This is a genomic window from Ruegeria sp. C12 (genome assembly GCF_056537745.1).
In genome coordinates this window covers 25,224-43,610 of the sequence record NZ_JBQFSA010000008.1, presented here as the reverse complement: position 1 = coordinate 43,610, position 18,387 = coordinate 25,224, and the positions used below count along the sequence as shown (strand labels likewise).

Below are 18,387 nucleotides of genomic sequence, written 5' to 3'. Positions count from 1 at the left end.
TCAGTTCGACACGTAACCGGCAATCACCTGCATCAGCTTGAAGGCGGTCGCAGCGTCGTTTTCGACCACGGCCAGGAATTCTTCCTCACCAATGCGCAGGCAGGACATCTTGGTCTCGGCCACCATGCTCAGCGCGCGAGGTTCCTTGCGGATCAGGCCCAACTCGCCCACCAACTCACCCGGCCCCACCTTGGTAATCAGCTGATCGGGGCCGTCGGGTTGCGGAAGGAACAGGCCCGCCTCACCTTCCAAAACCACATAGGCCCCATCGGTCGGCTGATCGTCTTTCAGGAACACCACCTGCCCCGGGATCGCCTCGAACCAGCGCGCACCAAAGGCCAGCAGACGCAATTGTCTGCGATCCAGGCCGGAAAACAGAGGTGTTTGTTCCAGGGCGCGCAGCTTGCGCGCAAGGTCAGCCGAGGCGGCGCTGTCTTCTTCCACGTCCGCAGGTCCTTCGTCCGTGACCACACGACCTTGCCGGATTTCGGCATACATGTCGAATACATCCGGGTTCTCGAACTGATCGTTCAGGTAGATGACCGTCGTGTCCGGCATCAGTTCGCGCAGGTTTTTGTAGACCGCTACCTGCGTTTGCATGTCATAGCTGGCCAGCGCGTTTTCCAGAATCAGGATGTCGGGTTTCTTGATCGTCGCACGGGTGAAGGCCAGCGGCTCGGCAAACACGGCGGGCAGGTTCTGACCGCCCAGCGCAACCGGAACGTCATAGATCAACTCGACAACCAGCAGCCGCGCGCCGTTTTCGGCCAGCACATCGACGATCAGCTTGCGCGCCTCGTCGGATCGCGCGCCGCCGATCTGGCTGACTTTGCCAAACAGCGCGTTCTCCATCACCGTCAGGCCGGGGGCGAACTGATCCGGGTCCAGTGAAACGAATACATCCTGCAACCGCGCCAAAAGCTTGTCGGAATGGCTGTGCCGCAGTTCAAGAATGCGGTTCTTCAACTCATCCGTGAAGGCCGGACCGATCTGTTCCGCGGAAATCACCAATGGCACGGCCAGCAGGTTGGCCAATTGCTCGTCATCCAGACCCGAGGCACCCTCTTTCCGTGTCCGCTCAACCAGTTCGACCGCAGTCTCATAGGTTGCGGCCTCAAGCCCCAGTTTGCGGAACAGCGGGTGATCGGTGCCATCAAGACCAAAGATCTGCCGCAACATATCTATCACATCGCGCGTCAGGGCGATCAGCGTTTCATCCAGACCCAACTCTCGCAACTGGCCCAGGAAGACGGTCTGTTTGGCCAGCAAATCCTGCGTCACCGGAACGCGTGGGGTGGCGAACAACAGGTTTTCGGCCACCGGCAACGCGGGGTTATAGCTTTGGCGGTCGAAAATCAGCGCCTGCTGCGTCAGGCCCGCTTTTTGAACAGCCTCTTGAACCTTTGGGCGAAGATCGATCAGTTTGCGGGCAAGCTCCGGGTGGGTGCCCGGATCAAAGACCTGCTCGGCCCCGCGTTGGAACAAGGCGGCACCCGATCCCATTCCATCGATCAGCTTCAACCACCAGTCCCGCAACTCGCTGGCATCCTGCAAACCGGCAAGGGACGGGTCCAGCCATTCGGTCTGGAACGGATCGTCGCTGTTGCCCGCCCGCAAGGTTTCAGCAAAGTCCGGATCATCCGTCTGATCGGACAAGGGCTTGAACCGCATCGGCATCATAACGTTGTCACCCAGCGTGCCCTGAAACATGACCGGCCGGGACGAGGCATAGCCGATCCGCGCCGCCACCACGCCTTGATGAAGCTCGGACAGATTATGATCACCGATTGCCACCTTGCCCGCGCTTGGCAGAATCTCGCGCGTCAGCAATTCGCTTACGGCGCGCCGATCTTCTTCGCTTGGGGCCGCGATGCCGATGATCTTGCCGCCCGGGAACGTCAGGTTCAGATCGTCCAGCACCTGATTGCCGTCCATATCGCGGACCGAGACGTGATCCAGAACGATGTCGCCGTTCAGATGCGGGCGTGCCTGTGGCTCACCCTCGAATAGTCTCTCGTCCTGCATTCCCGAAGGCGCGAAGCGTTCGATCACAACGTCCCAGCGCAGCGACATATCCTGCGTCTGGTTGTAATAGGTCAGCAGTTCCTTCCACGGCGAGCTCAGGTCCTTATACGCTGCCAAAGCCGCCACAAGTGCCCCCAGCGAGACCGAACCCTGCAGCACCAGCAAGCCGCCAACCAGATAGAACATGAACGGGGTCAGTTGCGAGATGAAGTTGTTTATGAACTTCATAAAGAACTTCTTCTGATAGATCTCGAACCGGATCCCGAACAACCGCCCCAACTGATCCGAGATCATTGCGCGGCGATAACGCCAGCCACCATTGGCGCGAAGGGTCGAGGCACCGGCGGCATTCTCGCCGATCTGGGCGGCCAGCACGCGCACCTCTTGTATGCGTTTTTTGTTCAACAGGTTGATCTGGCGCTGCAATTTCGGAATCAACCAGGCCTGCAAGGGGATCAGAGCCACCGCCGCCAGACCGAACCAGACGCTTTGCAGGAACAGGAAGGACAGGATAGTAATCATCTGCCCCGCCTGCAAAACCGGTTGGCTGATCGCATCCCCCATCAAGCCGCCCATCGGCTCGCTTTCGGCGGTGATCATCGACACCATCTCGCCCTGACTGACCCGCTCGAAATAGGGCTGCGGGAAACGCAGGGCACGGCTGATCAACTGATAGCGAAAGCGCCGCAGCATCCGCTCGCTCAGCACCCCCTTCATGGTGTTGATGCGCATCTTCATCAGGCCATGGGCGAGAACCGCAGCAAGGAAGGCAAAACACAGGATGATCAGAAAGTTGGTCTGCGGCAGGCTGTATCCCCAGACGTCCACAATATCGCTGCTGGCACCGATCGCATCGTTGATGATGCGTTTGGGCAACTCCAACGTCAGGTACAGCAAGGGAAATAGCGTCGAGGTCACGGCCAGCAGGATCAGCTGGTCGCGTTTGGAATACTTCCAGATAAAACGAAAGATCGTGCGCTCTATGGAACCTGCCCCTGCTTGTACTCAAAACTCATGATTGGCGATATGCCGGAAAACTGAACAGTATAAATCTACACAATCCCAGCAAAATTTCGCAAACACGTTTTCGAGCCTCAGATTTCTTTGCCAAATGTGAACTACTTCATTTACCAATTGACGCATTCACGCCTAGTATCCGCTGAAGGACGATTTCGGGAGGGAACTTTTGACTGCCAGTTTTGGCGCAGTGTTTGTCATGCTCTGCTTGTTGCAGATCAAACATATGTTCGCTGACTATTACTTACAAACACCGAAAATGTTGTCCGGTCGGGGTGAATATCTTCACATGGGCCGTGCGCAGCATGCCGCTGTGCATGTTGTGGGCTCGATCGTTGTCTTTCTGATTTTTGGCACGCCGTTGGCCTTTATCCTGATCATCGGCGCGCTTGAGTGGTTTATTCACTTCAATATCGACTACGCCAAAGCCAGCTATTCCGACAAAAAACGGCTGGAGCCCAACCAGCCCGCATTCTGGCGCGCGGCAGGTCTGGACCAGTTGATGCACAATCTGACCTACATCGCCATGGCCTGGGCCTGGGTTACTTTCGCACACTGACCGGGACCGCGTCGTGTTTCCGTCGCGCGGCAATGACCAGCATATTGACCAAGGTGTGACCCGCTAGAATTTGGGCCTCCAGTCATTCAGAACGTTTGGTCGCCTTTCGACTACCCCAAAACCGAAAAACTGCTTTCCTCGTTGATCGGGCGTTTGCGCGAATAAAAGCCGACATCGATCATGCGTTTGATGTAGGGCAGTTCAAACTGAAGCGGTTCGGCGTCGTGATCCGCTCCGCCCTCGCAATAATCGATCAGGGCGGTCATCATCTTCCCGGCGATCGGAGCGTTCTTGTACTGGTTCCCGCTGGTGCCGCAGGCCATGTAGAATCCCGGAAGGCTGGACTTGTCATAGATCGGAATCCAATCCGTCGAGGCGTCATACAGGTCAACCACCCCACGGGTCTTGGACGGAATGCCAAGGCTGGGCACACGCTGAGCGTAGCGCATGGCCTGTGTGGTCCACTGGTCGGTAAAATCGCGGTTGTAGTGGATGTCATCCTCGCACCACTGATGCGGGTCGCATTCCGGGTCTTCTGATCCGACAAGGATGTGATTGCCATGCTCGGGGCGGCAATAACACGCGATGTCGCTGTCCGAGACGATGGTGCCGTCGTTTTCGAAATCAAACCCCTCGGGGGCGGGCACATGCACCACCTCTTGCCGTAGGGGGCGGGTTTCGATGGTCATATCGTCCAGCACATTCGCCAGTTTGTTGATGATGGCCGATCCCGGCCCCGCCACGTTCACCACCACTTTGGCGTGGATTTCCTCGCCCGAGGCCAGCTTGACCCCGGCCACACGACCGCCGTCGGTCAGGATCTCGACCACCTCGGCCCCGGTGCGAACCTCGGCCCCGTGTTGTTTGGCCGCGTCCATCAGGTTCTGTGCCGACAGCGCCGGGTCGGTCACGTACCCCGCTTGTGGCCAGTAAACACCGCCCTGCATCTTGCGGCCATTGGGTTGGCCGAACTCCGGATCATCCATGCGGCGCGCGGGCGCGAAACTATCCAGCGAATAGACCGGCAAGCGTTCAACAACCTTGTCGGGCGACCATTCCTCGAACGGGCAATCCAGATCGGCGCTGTTCTTCATGTGCTTTTCCAGCATGCCATTGGCATCGGTTTTCATCACCAGACAGCCCGTTTCACGGAACTGCGCCAGATTGGCATCTGACGGCAGGCCCAGATATTCGGCCCAATCGCGCCAGTAGTGATAACCCTCCCACGCAAAGGCCGTGCCATCGAAGGTCGAATAATGCATCCGAATGATTGCACAAGACCCTGCGGTTGAGCCGTGCCCGACCTGCGCATTGCGATCCAGCGACAGCGCCTTCCATCCAGCCTTGGCCATCTCAAACGCGATGGCGGCACCGATCACTCCGGTCCCTATGATGATTGCATCCGGTTGGCTCATTCTGTGTCTCCTTCCCAATAGCGCTTGGAATAGGCGCTGAATTCTTCCACTTCTTCTGGGCGCGGCTCGACACCCGTGAATACGTACAGGTAATGCGAAACCATCGACAGCCGCGTCTCCATCGGCTCGTTCAGCTGCGCCAGATCGTATCCGATCTGCATGTAATACAGCACGCGGGCGCGGGTCTCGGATTCGATCTCGGAATAGCCAAAACGCGCGAACATGGCGTGAAGCGCCTGCAATCGTCGGGCATCCGATTGATCCAATGCGCGGCGCACCTTGCCGGATTTGCGCGCCCAGTCGCGCACCGCAAAGTCCAGCGCCGTATCGAACAGGTCGGTGTTCACCACACATCGATGCACGTTACAGACCGCTGCCGTGATCGTCCTGGCCGGTGCCTCTGCCTGCGCGACCAACGCAGCCGTATTGGTGGCCTGCCAGCGCGACAGCAGCGCGTCCAGAAGCTCCTGCCGGGATTTGAAATACCAATAGAAGGACGAGCGCGAGACTGCCATGCGCTCGGCCAGGTTCAGGACCTTGATCTGGTCCACACCGTCCGAGATCAGCACGTCCATGGCCACATTCAGCCAGTCGTCGCGCGTGACCTTGATGTTGCCGACCAAGGGTTCAGCCAGTGGATCATCCCGATGCAGAATTGGTTTGGTGTTCATTCAACTCTCCGGCGGTGCGCCGCCCTCGGCGGTCCGGCGCGCGATGAAATCATGTAAGGCACCCAGCCGGTCGCTGTCGCCAGCAGGGGCCTTGAAATCGTTCAGGATTGCCTTCCAGACACCGGTCGCGCGATGGTTGGCATCAACGCCCCCCCGCTCGGTCCAGGTGCCAAAATTGGCGTAGTCGTGAACGTGGGGCTGGTAGAATTCGGTGTTGTAGCGCTCCATCGTTTGACTTGAGGCGAAGAAGTGGCCGCTGGGCTCGACCTCGGCCAGTGCTGTGTCAAAGCCGATCTCGGCAGTCCCGGCCTGCGCCCCGGCACAAAGCTCCGCGACCATGTTCAGGACCTCGGCATCGCAGATCATCTTTTCAAAGGACACCGTCAACCCGCCCTCAAGCCACCCGGCAGAGTGGATGATCACCGTCGCACCAGCCATCAGACAACCCCAAAGGCCGAACTGGTTTTCATTGGCGGCCTGCACATCGTTGATATTCGATGCCGACCCTGCCGCCGACCGCCATGGCAGACCCAGATGCCGCGCTAGTTGCCCTGCCGCAAGCGAGGCTTGGAAGTGCGAAGGCGTGCCAAAGGCGGGCGCACCCGATTTCATGTCCACATTGCTGGTGAAGGTGCCGTAACAAACCGGCGCTCCGGGACCCGCCAGTTGGGTCAGGGTCAGCGCCGCCAGTGCCTCGGCATGGGACAGCGTGATTGCGCCTGCCACGGTGATCGGGGCCATCGCGCCCATCAGGGTGAACGGGGTGATGATCGACATCTGCCCATGCCGCGCAAAGTCGATCAGGCCTTGCGCCATTGGAATGTCCAGCGTGCGTGGACTGTTGGTGTTGATAATCGTGTAGCAGTGCGGGTTGGCCCGGAACTCCGCATCCGTCAGACCGCGCGCGGTAGAGAGCATTTCAAAGCAATCCATCACCTGCGGCGTCCCGCGCGAGAAGAAGAAGGGGAACTTGTCCGTCAACTCCATCTGCGCCTTGGTCGTGAAGTAATGGCGTAAATGGGTCGGCATGTCCTGCGGCTCGACCTGGGGCGAGATCATCTGGAACACGTCGAAATGATGGGTGAGTTTCAGGAACTCCAGATAGTCTTGCCCGGTCGCGGGGCGTCGCCCGCGTTCCAGATCGGTGGCGTTGGGTGCGCCAGCACCGGGCTGAAACACCAGCGAACCCAGTTCCAAAGTAAAATCCCTGCGCCGTGCCCCGGCGCGGCACGCGATCGATTTGGGGGCCGAGGCCACAGCTGCCTCGACCATATCGCGCCCGATGAAGACCATTTCGCTGTCTTCATCCACCTTTGCGCCACCTGCCGCAAACAGGCGTCGCGCCTCGGGCAAAAGGACTTTGACGCCCAGCTCTTCCAACGTGCGCAAGGCCGTTTCGTGCATGTCGGCGATCTGATCGGCGGGGAACACCTCCATTTGCGGGAACGGGTTCCGCAATTGGCGGTAATTTACGTCGCGACTGGGTGCGGGCGCGGCCTCGGCCCCACGTCCGCGCCGTCGCCTGCCACGCTCAGGGGTTTGCGAGATCATCCTCAGCCCCTCATCGCCTTGCCCTGGGGATCATACGGCGATGGGGCGATCACCCGCGCGGGTCGTTCGACCCCCACCACATGCACGGTCAGTTCCGTACCCGGCGCGGCCTTGTCGCGGTTGACCAAGGCCATTGCCAGCGACTTGCCAGTGTAATGGCCATAGCCGCCCGAGGTGACGAAACCAACGCGGTCCTCGCCCGACCAGATGGGTTCATAGCCGCTGGCATCGGCATCCAAAGCGTCCACCTCCAGCGTCACCTGCACCTGCGCCGGGCCGTTGCCATCGCGCTCGGCCAAGGCAGCGTCTTTGCCGACAAAGTTCTTATCCCAGTCGATCCAGCGATCCATACCGGTCATGCCGGGGGTATAGGCCTGGGTGAACTCGGCGGACCAAATGCCAAAGCTTTTCTCAAGCCGAGTCGACAGCATTGCGTTGAAACCGCACTCGCGAATACCGTCCTCGGCCCCGGCCTCCAGCAACATGCGCCTCAGTTTGATGTGATCGCCATAGCGGCAGTTGATCTCGTACCCCTTCTCGCCCGTCACCGACATGCGGGCCACGCGGGCGCGGACCAAACCGATGTCGAAATCTCCACACCCCATGAATTTCAGGCCCGAGATATCCTGTTCCGCCAGTTTCTCGACCACTGCCTGCGATTTCGGGCCAACCACGGCGAACCCGCAGTATTCTTCGCCCAGATCGCGGACCTCAACCCCGTCGATCATGTGATCGTCGAACCAGCGCATGTGCCAGGCGCGCAGATAGTAGCTGCCCATGATCCACCAGGTGCCATCACCCCAGTTCAAGACGGTCAGATCACCTTTGAGGCGTCCGTTCTCGCCCAGCATCGGGGCCAGCTTGGCCCGACCCGGCGCGGGCAGTTTCGAGGCCATGAGTTTGTCCAGCCAGATCTCTGCATTCGGCCCGGTGACCTCGAACCGGGAAAAGCCCGAGATATCCATCAGGCCCACACCCTCACGGATCACCTTGCATTCCTCGGCCACGATGTCATGCGCGTTCGAGCGTTTCAGCGTCGGCGTCTCTTCGAACCCTTTCGGCGCAAAATACAGCGGCACCTCAAGGTCCCAGCTGACGCCCCATTTGCAGCCCGCCTCGGTCATCGCATCATGGGCCGGGGCCATTTTCAACGGACGGCCCGCAGGAAGCTGTTCGTTCGGATAGGTCATCACAAAACGGCGGGAATAGAACTGGCCTGTCGTCTCGCGGATGTAGCGTTTGTTTTGCGCAAAGTCTCCGTAACGGGCCACGTCCATCGGCCATGCGTCGGCCTCGGGTTCGCCATGGATCATCCACTCGGCCAGCGTCTTGCCAACGCCGCCACCCTGAAGGAACCCGGCCATCACCGCGCAGGCCGACCAATAGCCCCGCTTGCTCGGCACCGGCCCGACCAGAGGGTTACCGTCGGGCGAGAAGGTAAACGCGCCGTTTACCCATGTCTTGATGCCCACGTTCTGGATCGAGGGATAGCGTTCAAAACCCAGCGTCAACTCGTTCTCGATCCGGTCGAGCTGCTCCTGAAACAGTTCCTCGCCATAGTTCCACGGCGCGCCATCCATGGCCCAGTGTTCGTGATCGACCTCATAAATGCCAACCAGAACACCCTTCTGGTCCTGCCGCATATAGGTGAACCCTTCGAGGTCCACGGTCATCGGCATCTCAAACTCTGCCTGCGCCACCTCGGGTACGGTGTCGGTGATCAGATAGTGGTGCTTCAGGGGCGAAACCGGCAGTTCGACCCCGGCCATCCGGCCCACCTGCTTGGCCCAGAGGCCAGCGGCGTTGACCACGTGTTCGCAGGTAATCGTGCCCTTATCTGTCACCACTTCCCAACCATCCGCTGTCTGCGTCAGGCTTTCGACCTTGGTTTCCTCGTAGTATTCGGCCCCGCGTTTCTTGGCAGCCGTCGCATAAGCCTGAACGGTGCCGGTGGTGTCGATATACCCCTCGCGATCCGCCCACATTGCGCCCAGAACGCCTTCGGTGGACATGATCGGGCAGCGTTTCTGTGCCTCTTGCGGGGTCAGCAACTCGCAGTCATCGATCCCGATAGACTGGAAGATACGGTAATTGGCCTGCAACCACTCCCACCGTTCGGGCGTGCCAGCCAGCGTCAGGCCGCCGGTCATGTGCAACCCGATATTCTGGCCCGATTCCTTTTCAATCTCGCTGAGCAGGTCGATGGTATAGGCCTGTAGCGAGGCCATATTCGGATCCGCGTTCAGCGCATGGATGCCACCCGCCGCGTGCCAGGACGAGCCCGAGGCGAGCCGCCGCCGTTCCAGCATCACAACATCCGACCAGCCGAATTTGGCCAGATGATACAGAACCGAGGCGCCAACAACGCCGCCCCCGATGACCACGACACGGTATTGGGATTTCATCCCGACCTCCCCTAATCAGAACCTGGAAAGACGCTAGTGGCACTGTTCACTTCTGTCTAGACATTTCTGTACAGTAATCGACCCAATCAGACACCCGCCTGTTTTGGCTGCTTTCAAAGACTGGCGCTGGGCCTGGATTGAACCGTGTGAAACCACGTTTGCGTGGCGGTATTGCCCTCGGGTATCCGCATTTTGATCACGCGCGCGAAATCGACGAAAACGAAGGTCGAGATATCGGCGAGGCTGAAGGTATCCCCGGCGACAAAGGGGCTCTCGGCCAATCTGCCCTCAAGCAAGTCAAAAAACGCCCCGACACGTGCTGCACCACGTTCCGCCAGTTGAGGGATCTGGGCGTAATCGACCGGCCCCGGAATGGCGCGATCCTTGAAGGCCGGATGCGTGTTGCGCAGCGCATCGGCAATCGGGGCCCCGCCCTGTTGTTCGACAAGGGCGTGCCACATTAACACCTGGCCTTTTTCGTCAGGTGTACGCCCCATCAGGGGCGGTTCGGGAAAGCTCGCCTCAAGATAGGCCGCGATTCCCAGGTTTTCCGTCAGGACCGCGCCCTCGTCCGTCACAAGAACCGGCAGGGTCGCGCGCGGGTTCACCGCCAGAAACGCATCCTCCAGCTGCTCACCCTTGGCAATCGAGACCTCGCGCGTTTCGATGTCGATCCCCTTTTCGGCGATAAACATGCGGGCCCGGCGGGGGTTTGGCGCTGTTGAACAATCATAGAAGATCATCGGCTGGGTCCTTCTTGGATCATCGGCGATAGACGAAACAGCGCCCTACGACGGCCTCGCCGGGCAAAGGCAGTTCAGTCAGCGTTTCGAAATACATTCGGTCACTCGACACCATCAGCCCGCCCTCGGCCAGCAGCGGCTCGATCAGCGGGGAAACAAGGCGCGCGAAGGCATCGTTCTTCTCGCGATTATGCCCGCCAAGATCCGCGTGGATCAGGCTGGCAGACGCGCCGAAACGCGCGACCGAGGCGGGCAGTGTCTCGCGCACATCGCCCAGAATGACCCGATCCTCGGGCGGGGTGCTGTCCGGGTGCGAGGCCACCGCGCGTTCGAACACGTAAACCGGGCGGTCCTGAATGTGCCGGATCATGTGATGATAAGTCCGGCCATTGCCCAGACCCAGTTCGAATACCGGCCCCTCCATCCCTGCGGTCTGCGCTATCGCAAAATCCAGACAGGCGCGCTGCGACACCATGCGGTCGATGAACAGATCCAGACGGCTTTGATTCTCGGACACGGGGAAATCTCTCCTTGATACCGCTCACCAGCATAGACGCAGGCGGCTGTGCACTAGATGACAAAAACTCAAGAGTTTGTGTAGCAGCGAAGACATAACTTTCATATTCCCGAGACATTTCAGTCTAAGAACGGGTTTGACTAGACGGGCGGAACCGCGCGACACTGACTAAAAAATCACGGGGAGTTGATACAGCCGATGCTACCGTACGGCCAACGGGGTGGAAAACCCGAATGAGCGCGTTGTTGTCCGTCAGAGACCTCAGCATTGGTTTTGGCGTGGGTGATCCTGTGGTCACAGACGTGAATTTCGACGTTGAGGCCGGTCAGACGCTTGCCCTTGTGGGCGAGTCCGGGTCGGGCAAGACTATTTCCTGCCGGGCAGCGCTGCGCATCCTTCCCCGAACCGCACAGATTCGCAGCGGCTCGATCATTCTGAACGATTCCAAGGGCACCGCTGATCTTGTGAAGATCGGCGAGCGTGAGATGCGCGGCATTCGCGGCAATCGGATTTCGATGATTTTTCAGGAGCCCATGCGCTCGCTGTCGCCGCTGCACAAGATCGGCAATCAGGTGAGCGAGGTTCTCTGGCTGCATCGCGGCGCGTCCGAGGCGCAGGCCCGCAAAGAGGTGCTGACGCAGTTCGAACGTGTCGGTTTCCCCGATCCTCAGCGCGCCTATGACTCGTACCCGTTCGAACTGTCCGGCGGTATGCGTCAACGCGCGATGATCGCGATGGCGATGGTGGCCAAGCCCGAACTGATGATCGCGGATGAGCCGACAACGGCGCTGGACGTGACGACGCAGGCGCAGGTGCTTGGGCTGATCAAGGAATTGCAACGCGAAACCGGGATGGCCCTGATCCTTGTGACTCATGACCTTGGCGTGGTTGCCAACATGGCCGAGCAGGTCGTGGTCATGCACAAGGGACGCGTGATGGAGGCGGGTCCCGCCGCGCCCATCCTAACTGCGCCTGCACATCCCTATACCAAGCAGTTGTTCGATGCGGCCCCCGAAATCCCAGATCAGGATGCTGTGGGCATCCCCATGCCCGACGAAGACCTGATCCTGCAGATGAAAGGGGTTTCCAAGACCTACACGATGCGGGCCAGCAAGGGCTGGCAGGCAGATAAGGAAATTCATGCCTGTCGCGGCGTCGATCTGAAACTTGCGCGCGGCAAGACGCTGGCCATCGTAGGTGAAAGCGGCTCGGGCAAGACCACCGCGGCCCGGATCGCCCTTGGTGCGGAACTGCCCGATCCGGGCGGAGAGGTGCTGTTCCGCACCTCCGCAACCGAAGACCCGATCCCTGTTCACAAAATGAGCCGCGCCCAGCGCACCGCCTTTCAGCGCAAGGCGCAGATGGTGTTTCAGGACCCCTATAGCTCGCTCAGCCCCCGAATGCGGATTCAGGATGCGATGACTGAGCCGTTGGAGATTCACCGGATAGGCTCGACGTCGGAACAGCGGGACAAGGCCGCTAAGATGTTGCAGCGTGTCGGTCTGAACGCCGACATGCTGAAACGCTACCCGCACGCCTTCTCTGGTGGTCAACGCCAACGCCTGTCCATCGCCCGCGCCATGATGCTGGACCCGCAACTGATCGTGTGTGACGAGCCGACCTCGGCGCTGGACGTGTCGGTGCAGGAACAAATCCTGACATTGCTGGAGAACCTGCAGGACAGTCTGAACCTGTCCTACTTCTTCATCTCTCACGACCTTGCGGTCGTGGCGCGCATTGCCGATGAGGTCGCTGTGATGCGCCGGGGGTTGATCGTTGAACAAGCCCCACCCGAAACCCTTTTCTACAATCCGCGCCACCCCTACACCAAGGCGTTGATTGCCGCTCAACCAGAACCCGACATCAACCGCCCGATCGACCTGAAAATGGTCTCATTGGGCGCCGGCGCGCCGGACAGTTGGGATGAAGCCTTTCGTTTCTCTGACACCGTGATACCTTCACTTGTGGAATTGGAGCCGGGCCATAAGGTACGTTGTCATGTTTAAGACCACTCGCCATTTGTTTTTTGCCGCATCGCTGGCCTTTTCATCGACCTTGGCCGCCGCAGCCGAAACACCAACACCGCAAGAGGCCGAATACTGGGCCGCAAAGGTTGACGCCGGAGACTTGCCACCGGTTACCGAACGCTTGCCGAAAGAGCCTTTGGTCGTCGATCTGGCCGCCAAGGGGCGCGAGTTCGGAACGCCGGGCGGGACCCTGCGCACCATGGTGACCCGCTCCAAGGATATCCGTCAGATGGTCGTCTACGGATATGCCCGCCTGGTCGGCTTTGACGAGAATTACGAGATTGTCCCCGACCTGCTGGCCTCGTTCGAAAACGAAGACAATCGCAAGTTCACCCTGAAACTGCGCGAAGGTCATAAGTGGTCCGACGGCTCGCCCTTCACGTCCGAGGATTTCCGCTATTGGTGGGAAGATGTTGCCAATAACGAATTGCTCAGCCCATCCGGCCCCCCGGATTTTCTGATCGTCGAAGGCAAAACACCCACTGTTTCATTCCCGGATGAGACAACCGTGATCTTCGAATGGGATGACCCCAACCCGGATTTCCTGCAATCGCTGGCGCAGGCCCGTCCGCCCTTCATCTACCGGCCAGCCGCTTTCCTGAAGCAATATCACGAGAAATTTGCGGACCCGGAAGAGCTGGCGTTTCAGGTCGAAGATGCCCGCGTCAAAAGCTGGGCGGCCCTGCATAACAAACTGGATAACCTGTATAAATTCGACAATAGTGAGTTGCCGACCCTGCAGCCATGGTTGAATGCCAGTTCGGGCAAGAAGATCCGGCACAGCTTTATCCGCAACCCCTATTACCACCGCGTCGACTCGAACGGTGTGCAACTGCCCTATATCGACGTGGTCGAGATGGAGATTGTTGCCCCCGGCTTGGTTGCAGCCAAGACCAACGCAGGCGAAAGCGATTTGCAGGGCCGTGGTCTGGCATTCCGCGATGCCTCGATCCTGAAAAAGGGGGAAGAGGTTGGCAACTACAAGACATTGCTGTGGAAAACCGGCGTGGCCTCGCAGATCGCGATCTATCCCAACCTGAACTACTCGGACGAAGCTTGGCGCAATGTGCTGCGCGACGTGCGTGTACGCCGTGCACTGTCGCTGGCAATTGATCGCAACACGATCAATCAGGCACTTTATTTTAAGCTGGCAAAGCCGATGGCGATGTCGGTTCTGCCCGCCTCGCCTTTCTACAGTGAGGAAAACGCCAAGGCCTGGGCCGACTTCGATGTCGATCAGGCAAATGCCCTGCTGGACGAGGCCGGGCTGGATCAGCGCGACAAGAATGGCATCCGCCTGCTGCCCGATGGCCGCCCCATGGAACTTGTGATCGAAACCGCAGGCGAACGGCAAGAGGTTGAAAACGCATTGCAAATCGTCACCGACACGTGGCGCGAGATTGGCGTCAAACTGGTGATGCGTCCGCTGGACCGCGACATCCTGCGCAACCGGGTTTTTGCCGGGAACACCATGGCCTCGGTCTGGTTCGGATGGGATGACGGGTTGCCGCAGGCCCATACGTCGCCGTCTTATCTGGCACCGACCGATCAGGTCTTTTTGGCCTGGCCGAAATGGGGCCAGTATTATCAGACCGGTGGCGAGGTTGGCGAAGCCCCCGATATGCCCGAGGCCGAGCGTCTGATGGAACTGGCCCATGAATGGGAGATCGCCACCACGGATGAAGAGCGTGAGGCCGCCTGGACCGAAATGCTGAATATCCACGCCGATCAGCTGTATGCCATTGGCATCCTGAACGGCGCACCGCAGCCCATCGTCGTCTCGAACCGTCTGCGCAATGTCCCGGAACAGGCCATGTGGGCGTGGGAGCCCGGCGCGCATTTCGGCGTTCACCGCCCGGATGAGTTCTTCTTCGCCGACTGACAGGAGCAGCTAAATGGTCATGCTGCGCTATGCGGTGTATCGCTTTTTCACGATGCTGCTGACCCTGTTGGTGGTCTCGGTCCTGATTTTCGTGATCATCAACCTGCCGCCCGGCGACTATCTGAGCAATCAGATCGCCGAACTTCAGGCCTCGGGTCAATCGGCAGGCGTGGCCAAGGCCGAGTTCCTGCGCACGGAATACGCGCTGGACCGCCCGATGTGGGAGCAATACCTGATCTGGATGGGGTTCTGGCCCGGTCCGCACGGCTTTTCGGGCATGTTGCAGGGCAACTGGGGCTGGTCCTTTGAATTCGACCGCCCGGTGTCCGAGATCGTTGGCGATACGCTGTGGCTGACCGTTGTCGTGAACCTTGCCGCGATCCTGTTTGTCTATGCAGTCGCCCTGCCCCTTGGCGTGATTGCCGCCGCGCGGTCGCGGACATGGATCGACTATACCTCGGCCTTTGTCGGGTATTTGGGTCTGGCGACGCCCAACTTCCTGCTTGCGCTGATCCTGTTTTATTACGGCCACCAGTATTTCAACCTGCCCATCGGTGGGCTTATGGACCCTAAATTCGAGGGCCAGCCGATGAGTTGGGATAAACTCAAATCCATCCTGATCCATCTGATCGTGCCAACCTTCGTCATCGGCACATCCGGAGCCTCGGCCATGATGCAACGCCTGCGGGCGAATATGCTGGACGAGTTGGGCAAGCCTTATGTGGAAACAGCCATCGCCAAGGGCATGGCCCCGTCGCGGATGCTGACCAAATACCCCCTGCGCGTGGCCTTTAACCCCTTCGTGGCCGATATCGGCAACCTGCTACCCTCGATGGTGTCGGGCTCGGTTCTGGTCTCGGTCGTTCTGGGCCTGCAGACCATCGGCCCGACCCTGCTGACGGCGCTCAAGACACAGGATCAGTTCCTGTCGGCCTTCATCCTGATGTTCGTGGCCTTGCTGACGCTGATCGGCACCATGATCTCGGACATTCTGCTGGTGATGCTCGATCCACGCATTCGGTATGAGGGGCGCGAAGCATGACCGACCGCCCCGATGATCGCTTTGTCGATGACGCCCCATTCGACCCGCAAGCCTCGGTCCAGCAGCTGGAACGTGCCGATCTGGACGCGCCAAACTGGGTGCTGGTCTGGCGGAAATTCAGAACCCACAAGCTGGGCCTGATTTCGGGCATCTTCCTGTTGCTGTGTTACCTGATGTTGCCCTTCGCCGGGTTCATCGCACCCTATGGCCCAAATGACCGGAACGGCGAACACCTTTATGCTCCGCCTCAATCGATCAACTGGTTCCACGAAGGGGAATTCAAAGGCCCGTTCATCTATCCCATCGTGGCCGAGGCGGATCTGGAGACGTTCCAGTGGAAATTCGTTCCCGATACCGAAGACCCGCGCCCGATTCGGTTCTTTTGCGAGGGGTCTGAATACCGGCTGGCCGGCCTGATCAAATCCGACACCCACCTGTTCTGCGCCCCGGACGGCGCAACCCTGTTCCTGTGGGGTTCGGATCGGCTGGGCCGTGATGTGTTCAGCCGCATCCTTTACGGCGCGCAACTGTCCCTGACCGTGGGCCTGATCGGCATCTCGGTCTCATTTTTTCTTGGTATCCTGTTCGGGTCCATGGCCGGGTATTTCGGCGGGCGCATCGACTGGACCATCAATCGGGTCATCGAGGTCCTGCGCTCTCTGCCCGAGCTTCCCCTGTGGCTGGCCCTGTCCGCCGCCGTGCCATCGAACTGGAGCCCGGTTGCGGTGTTCTTCATCATCTCGATCATTCTTGGCATCCTCGACTGGCCCGGCCTCGCCCGATCCGTGCGCGCCAAATTCCTGTCCCTGCGGGAAGAGGAATATGTCCGCGCAGCCGAGATGATGGGGGCCAGTTCGGGGCGAGTGATCCGCAAGCACCTGCTGCCCAATTTCATGTCTCACCTGATCGCCTCGGCCACCCTGTCGATCCCGGCGATGATCCTTGGGGAAACGGCACTATCCTTCCTGGGCCTCGGCCTGCGCGCACCGGCGGTCAGTTGGGGGGTGATGCTGAACGATGCGCAGAACCTAGCCTCGATCGAGATCTATCCGTGGACCGCCATCCCGATGCTGCCAATCATCGTCGTTGTTCTGGCCTTCAACTTCCTCGGGGACGGATTGCGCGACAGCCTTGATCCCTATCAGCAATGAGCCTGCTTGCCTCCTTACCGGCGTCCGACGGCTATCGCACCACCGGGTCCGGGGTTTTGCCCAGCGCCTTCGCGGTCTCTGAGCTTGCAACTGCCAGCCTTGCCGCCGTGGGTCAGGAGGTATCGCGCCTGATGGTGGCGCTGAACCTGACGCCGACAGCGCCCGACATCGAGGTCAACCAGCGTCTGGCCTCGCTCTGGTTTCGCTATTCCTTCAAGCCCGATGGGTGGCAAATGCCCAGCCTGTGGGACGCCATCGCAGGGGATTACCGCGCCGCAGATGGCTGGATTCGGCTGCACACCAACTTGCCGCACCACCGGGCCGCCGCGCTGAAGGTCCTGGGCACCGAGGCCGACCGGGATGCGGTCACGCAGGCCCTCAGGTCGTGGTCCATTGGTGATCTGGAAAACGCCATCGTCGCGGAAGGCGGCGTTGCCGCTGCAATGCGCAGCCGGGTCGAGTGGCAGGACCACCCCCAAGGTCGTGCAGTCGCCCGAGACCCGCTGATCGGATGGCACAGCCCCAGACATATCACGCTGCGTGATCGGCCCCAGGCCACCGCTGAACGCCCGCTGGCAGGGTTGCGCGTGCTGGACCTGACGCGGGTTCTGGCGGGTCCGGTCTCGACCCGTACGCTCGCCGGGCTTGGGGCCGACGTGTTGCGCATTGATCCACCGGATTGGGATGAACCCGGCGTGATCCCCGATATTTCTCTGGGCAAGCACTGCGCTTATCTGGACCTGAAATCACCTGATGGGCTGGTGCAACTGCAGGCTCTGCTGGCCGAGGCGGATGTCTTTGTCCATGGCTACCGTCCCGGTGCTTTGGACGCCTTGGGCCTGACCAAATCCAAGCGGGACGAACTGGCCCCGAACCGAGTCGAGGTCACGTTGGATGCCTATGGCTGGCAAGGCCCCTGGGCCGGGCGGCGCGGGTTCGACAGTCTGGTGCAGATGAGCGCCGGAATTGCGCATACAGGTATGGGCTGGGCGCAGGCGGACAAACCAACCCCGTTGCCGGTTCAGGCATTGGATCATGCAACCGGATACCTGATGGCAGCCGCTGTCCTGTCTGCACTGGCCGAGGCGGCGCAAAGCAACTCGGTCATGCATGCGCAACTGTCCCTTGCCCGCACGGCCGAGCTTCTTGCCGTTTTGGGCAAGACCGAAGCAGCGGACGAAATCGGGGAAGTCACAAAAAGCGACTATTCCAAAACCATGGAAAATTCAGGCTGGGGGCCCGGATACCGGCTGAAACCGCCCCTTATCGTGGGCGGGACCGAACTGCGCTGGCCCCGTCCCGCCAACAAACTGGGCACATCTGATCCTGTCTGGCCGACGCCGCCCCCCTGACACACCCGCCGCGCGGCACGCGCGGCCCGG

At 60.1% G+C, this 18,387-nt stretch carries 13 protein-coding genes; 6 read left to right on the top strand and 7 right to left on the bottom strand.

What is annotated here, in order from left to right:
* Positions 1-2,997, bottom strand: a complete 2,997-nt coding sequence (locus tag ACR0C9_RS15720) for an ABC transporter transmembrane domain-containing protein (protein WP_480781545.1) — start codon at positions 2,995-2,997, stop codon at positions 1-3.
* Between the two features lie 244 nt (positions 2,998-3,241).
* Between ACR0C9_RS15720 and ACR0C9_RS15715 the strand changes: the two genes are divergently transcribed.
* A complete protein-coding gene (locus tag ACR0C9_RS15715; RefSeq protein WP_480781544.1) occupies positions 3,242-3,601 on the top strand; it encodes a DUF3307 domain-containing protein in 360 nt (119 codons plus the stop codon).
* A 110-nt stretch (positions 3,602-3,711) separates the two neighbouring features.
* Here the strand turns inward: ACR0C9_RS15715 and ACR0C9_RS15710 are convergent, their stop codons facing one another.
* The 6 genes from ACR0C9_RS15710 to ACR0C9_RS15685 form a co-directional block, all read right to left on the bottom strand.
* Positions 3,712-5,016, bottom strand: a complete 1,305-nt coding sequence (locus ACR0C9_RS15710) for an FAD-dependent oxidoreductase (RefSeq protein WP_170454482.1) — start codon at positions 5,014-5,016, stop codon at positions 3,712-3,714.
* Entirely contained in the window at positions 5,013-5,687 is a 675-nt protein-coding gene (locus ACR0C9_RS15705; protein ID WP_170454484.1) for a TetR/AcrR family transcriptional regulator, read from the bottom strand. Before ACR0C9_RS15705 ends, ACR0C9_RS15710 begins: the two co-directional genes overlap by 4 nt.
* Complete coding sequence (locus ACR0C9_RS15700) at positions 5,688-7,238, bottom strand: trimethylamine methyltransferase family protein (RefSeq protein ID WP_170454486.1); 1,551 nt, start codon at positions 7,236-7,238, stop codon at positions 5,688-5,690. It lies immediately after the preceding gene.
* A 2-nt stretch (positions 7,239-7,240) separates the two neighbouring features.
* Positions 7,241-9,643, bottom strand: a complete 2,403-nt coding sequence (locus tag ACR0C9_RS15695) for a GcvT family protein (protein ID WP_480626855.1) — start codon at positions 9,641-9,643, stop codon at positions 7,241-7,243.
* A 113-nt stretch (positions 9,644-9,756) separates the two neighbouring features.
* Positions 9,757-10,386: a glutathione S-transferase gene (locus tag ACR0C9_RS15690; protein WP_170623861.1), complete on the bottom strand. Its 630-nt coding sequence runs from the start codon at positions 10,384-10,386 to the stop codon at positions 9,757-9,759.
* A 19-nt stretch (positions 10,387-10,405) separates the two neighbouring features.
* Entirely contained in the window at positions 10,406-10,903 is a 498-nt protein-coding gene (locus ACR0C9_RS15685) for a class I SAM-dependent methyltransferase (protein WP_170623863.1), read from the bottom strand.
* A 233-nt stretch (positions 10,904-11,136) separates the two neighbouring features.
* On the opposite strand from ACR0C9_RS15685, the gene ACR0C9_RS15680 reads away from it, so the two are divergent.
* From ACR0C9_RS15680 to ACR0C9_RS15660, 5 genes are read left to right on the top strand one after another with little or no spacing between them, the layout of a single operon-like run.
* The gene (locus tag ACR0C9_RS15680) at positions 11,137-12,909 is read left to right on the top strand and encodes an ABC transporter ATP-binding protein (protein ID WP_480781435.1); all 1,773 of its coding nucleotides are present in this window, start codon (positions 11,137-11,139) and stop codon (positions 12,907-12,909) included.
* Positions 12,902-14,812 carry an ABC transporter substrate-binding protein gene (locus ACR0C9_RS15675; protein ID WP_170454496.1) on the top strand — a complete coding sequence of 637 codons (1,911 nt, stop codon included), beginning with the start codon at positions 12,902-12,904 and terminating at the stop codon, positions 14,810-14,812. The genes ACR0C9_RS15680 and ACR0C9_RS15675 overlap by 8 nt, the downstream gene beginning before the upstream one ends.
* A 13-nt stretch (positions 14,813-14,825) precedes the next feature.
* Positions 14,826-15,854 carry an ABC transporter permease gene (locus ACR0C9_RS15670; protein WP_170454498.1) on the top strand — a complete coding sequence of 343 codons (1,029 nt, stop codon included), beginning with the start codon at positions 14,826-14,828 and terminating at the stop codon, positions 15,852-15,854.
* Positions 15,851-17,005, top strand: a complete 1,155-nt coding sequence (locus tag ACR0C9_RS15665) for an ABC transporter permease (protein ID WP_170454501.1) — start codon at positions 15,851-15,853, stop codon at positions 17,003-17,005. Before ACR0C9_RS15670 ends, ACR0C9_RS15665 begins: the two co-directional genes overlap by 4 nt.
* The gene (locus ACR0C9_RS15660) at positions 17,002-18,357 is read left to right on the top strand and encodes a CoA transferase (RefSeq protein ID WP_480781434.1); all 1,356 of its coding nucleotides are present in this window, start codon (positions 17,002-17,004) and stop codon (positions 18,355-18,357) included. The genes ACR0C9_RS15665 and ACR0C9_RS15660 overlap by 4 nt, the downstream gene beginning before the upstream one ends.
* Positions 18,358-18,387: the final 30 nt, after the last annotated feature.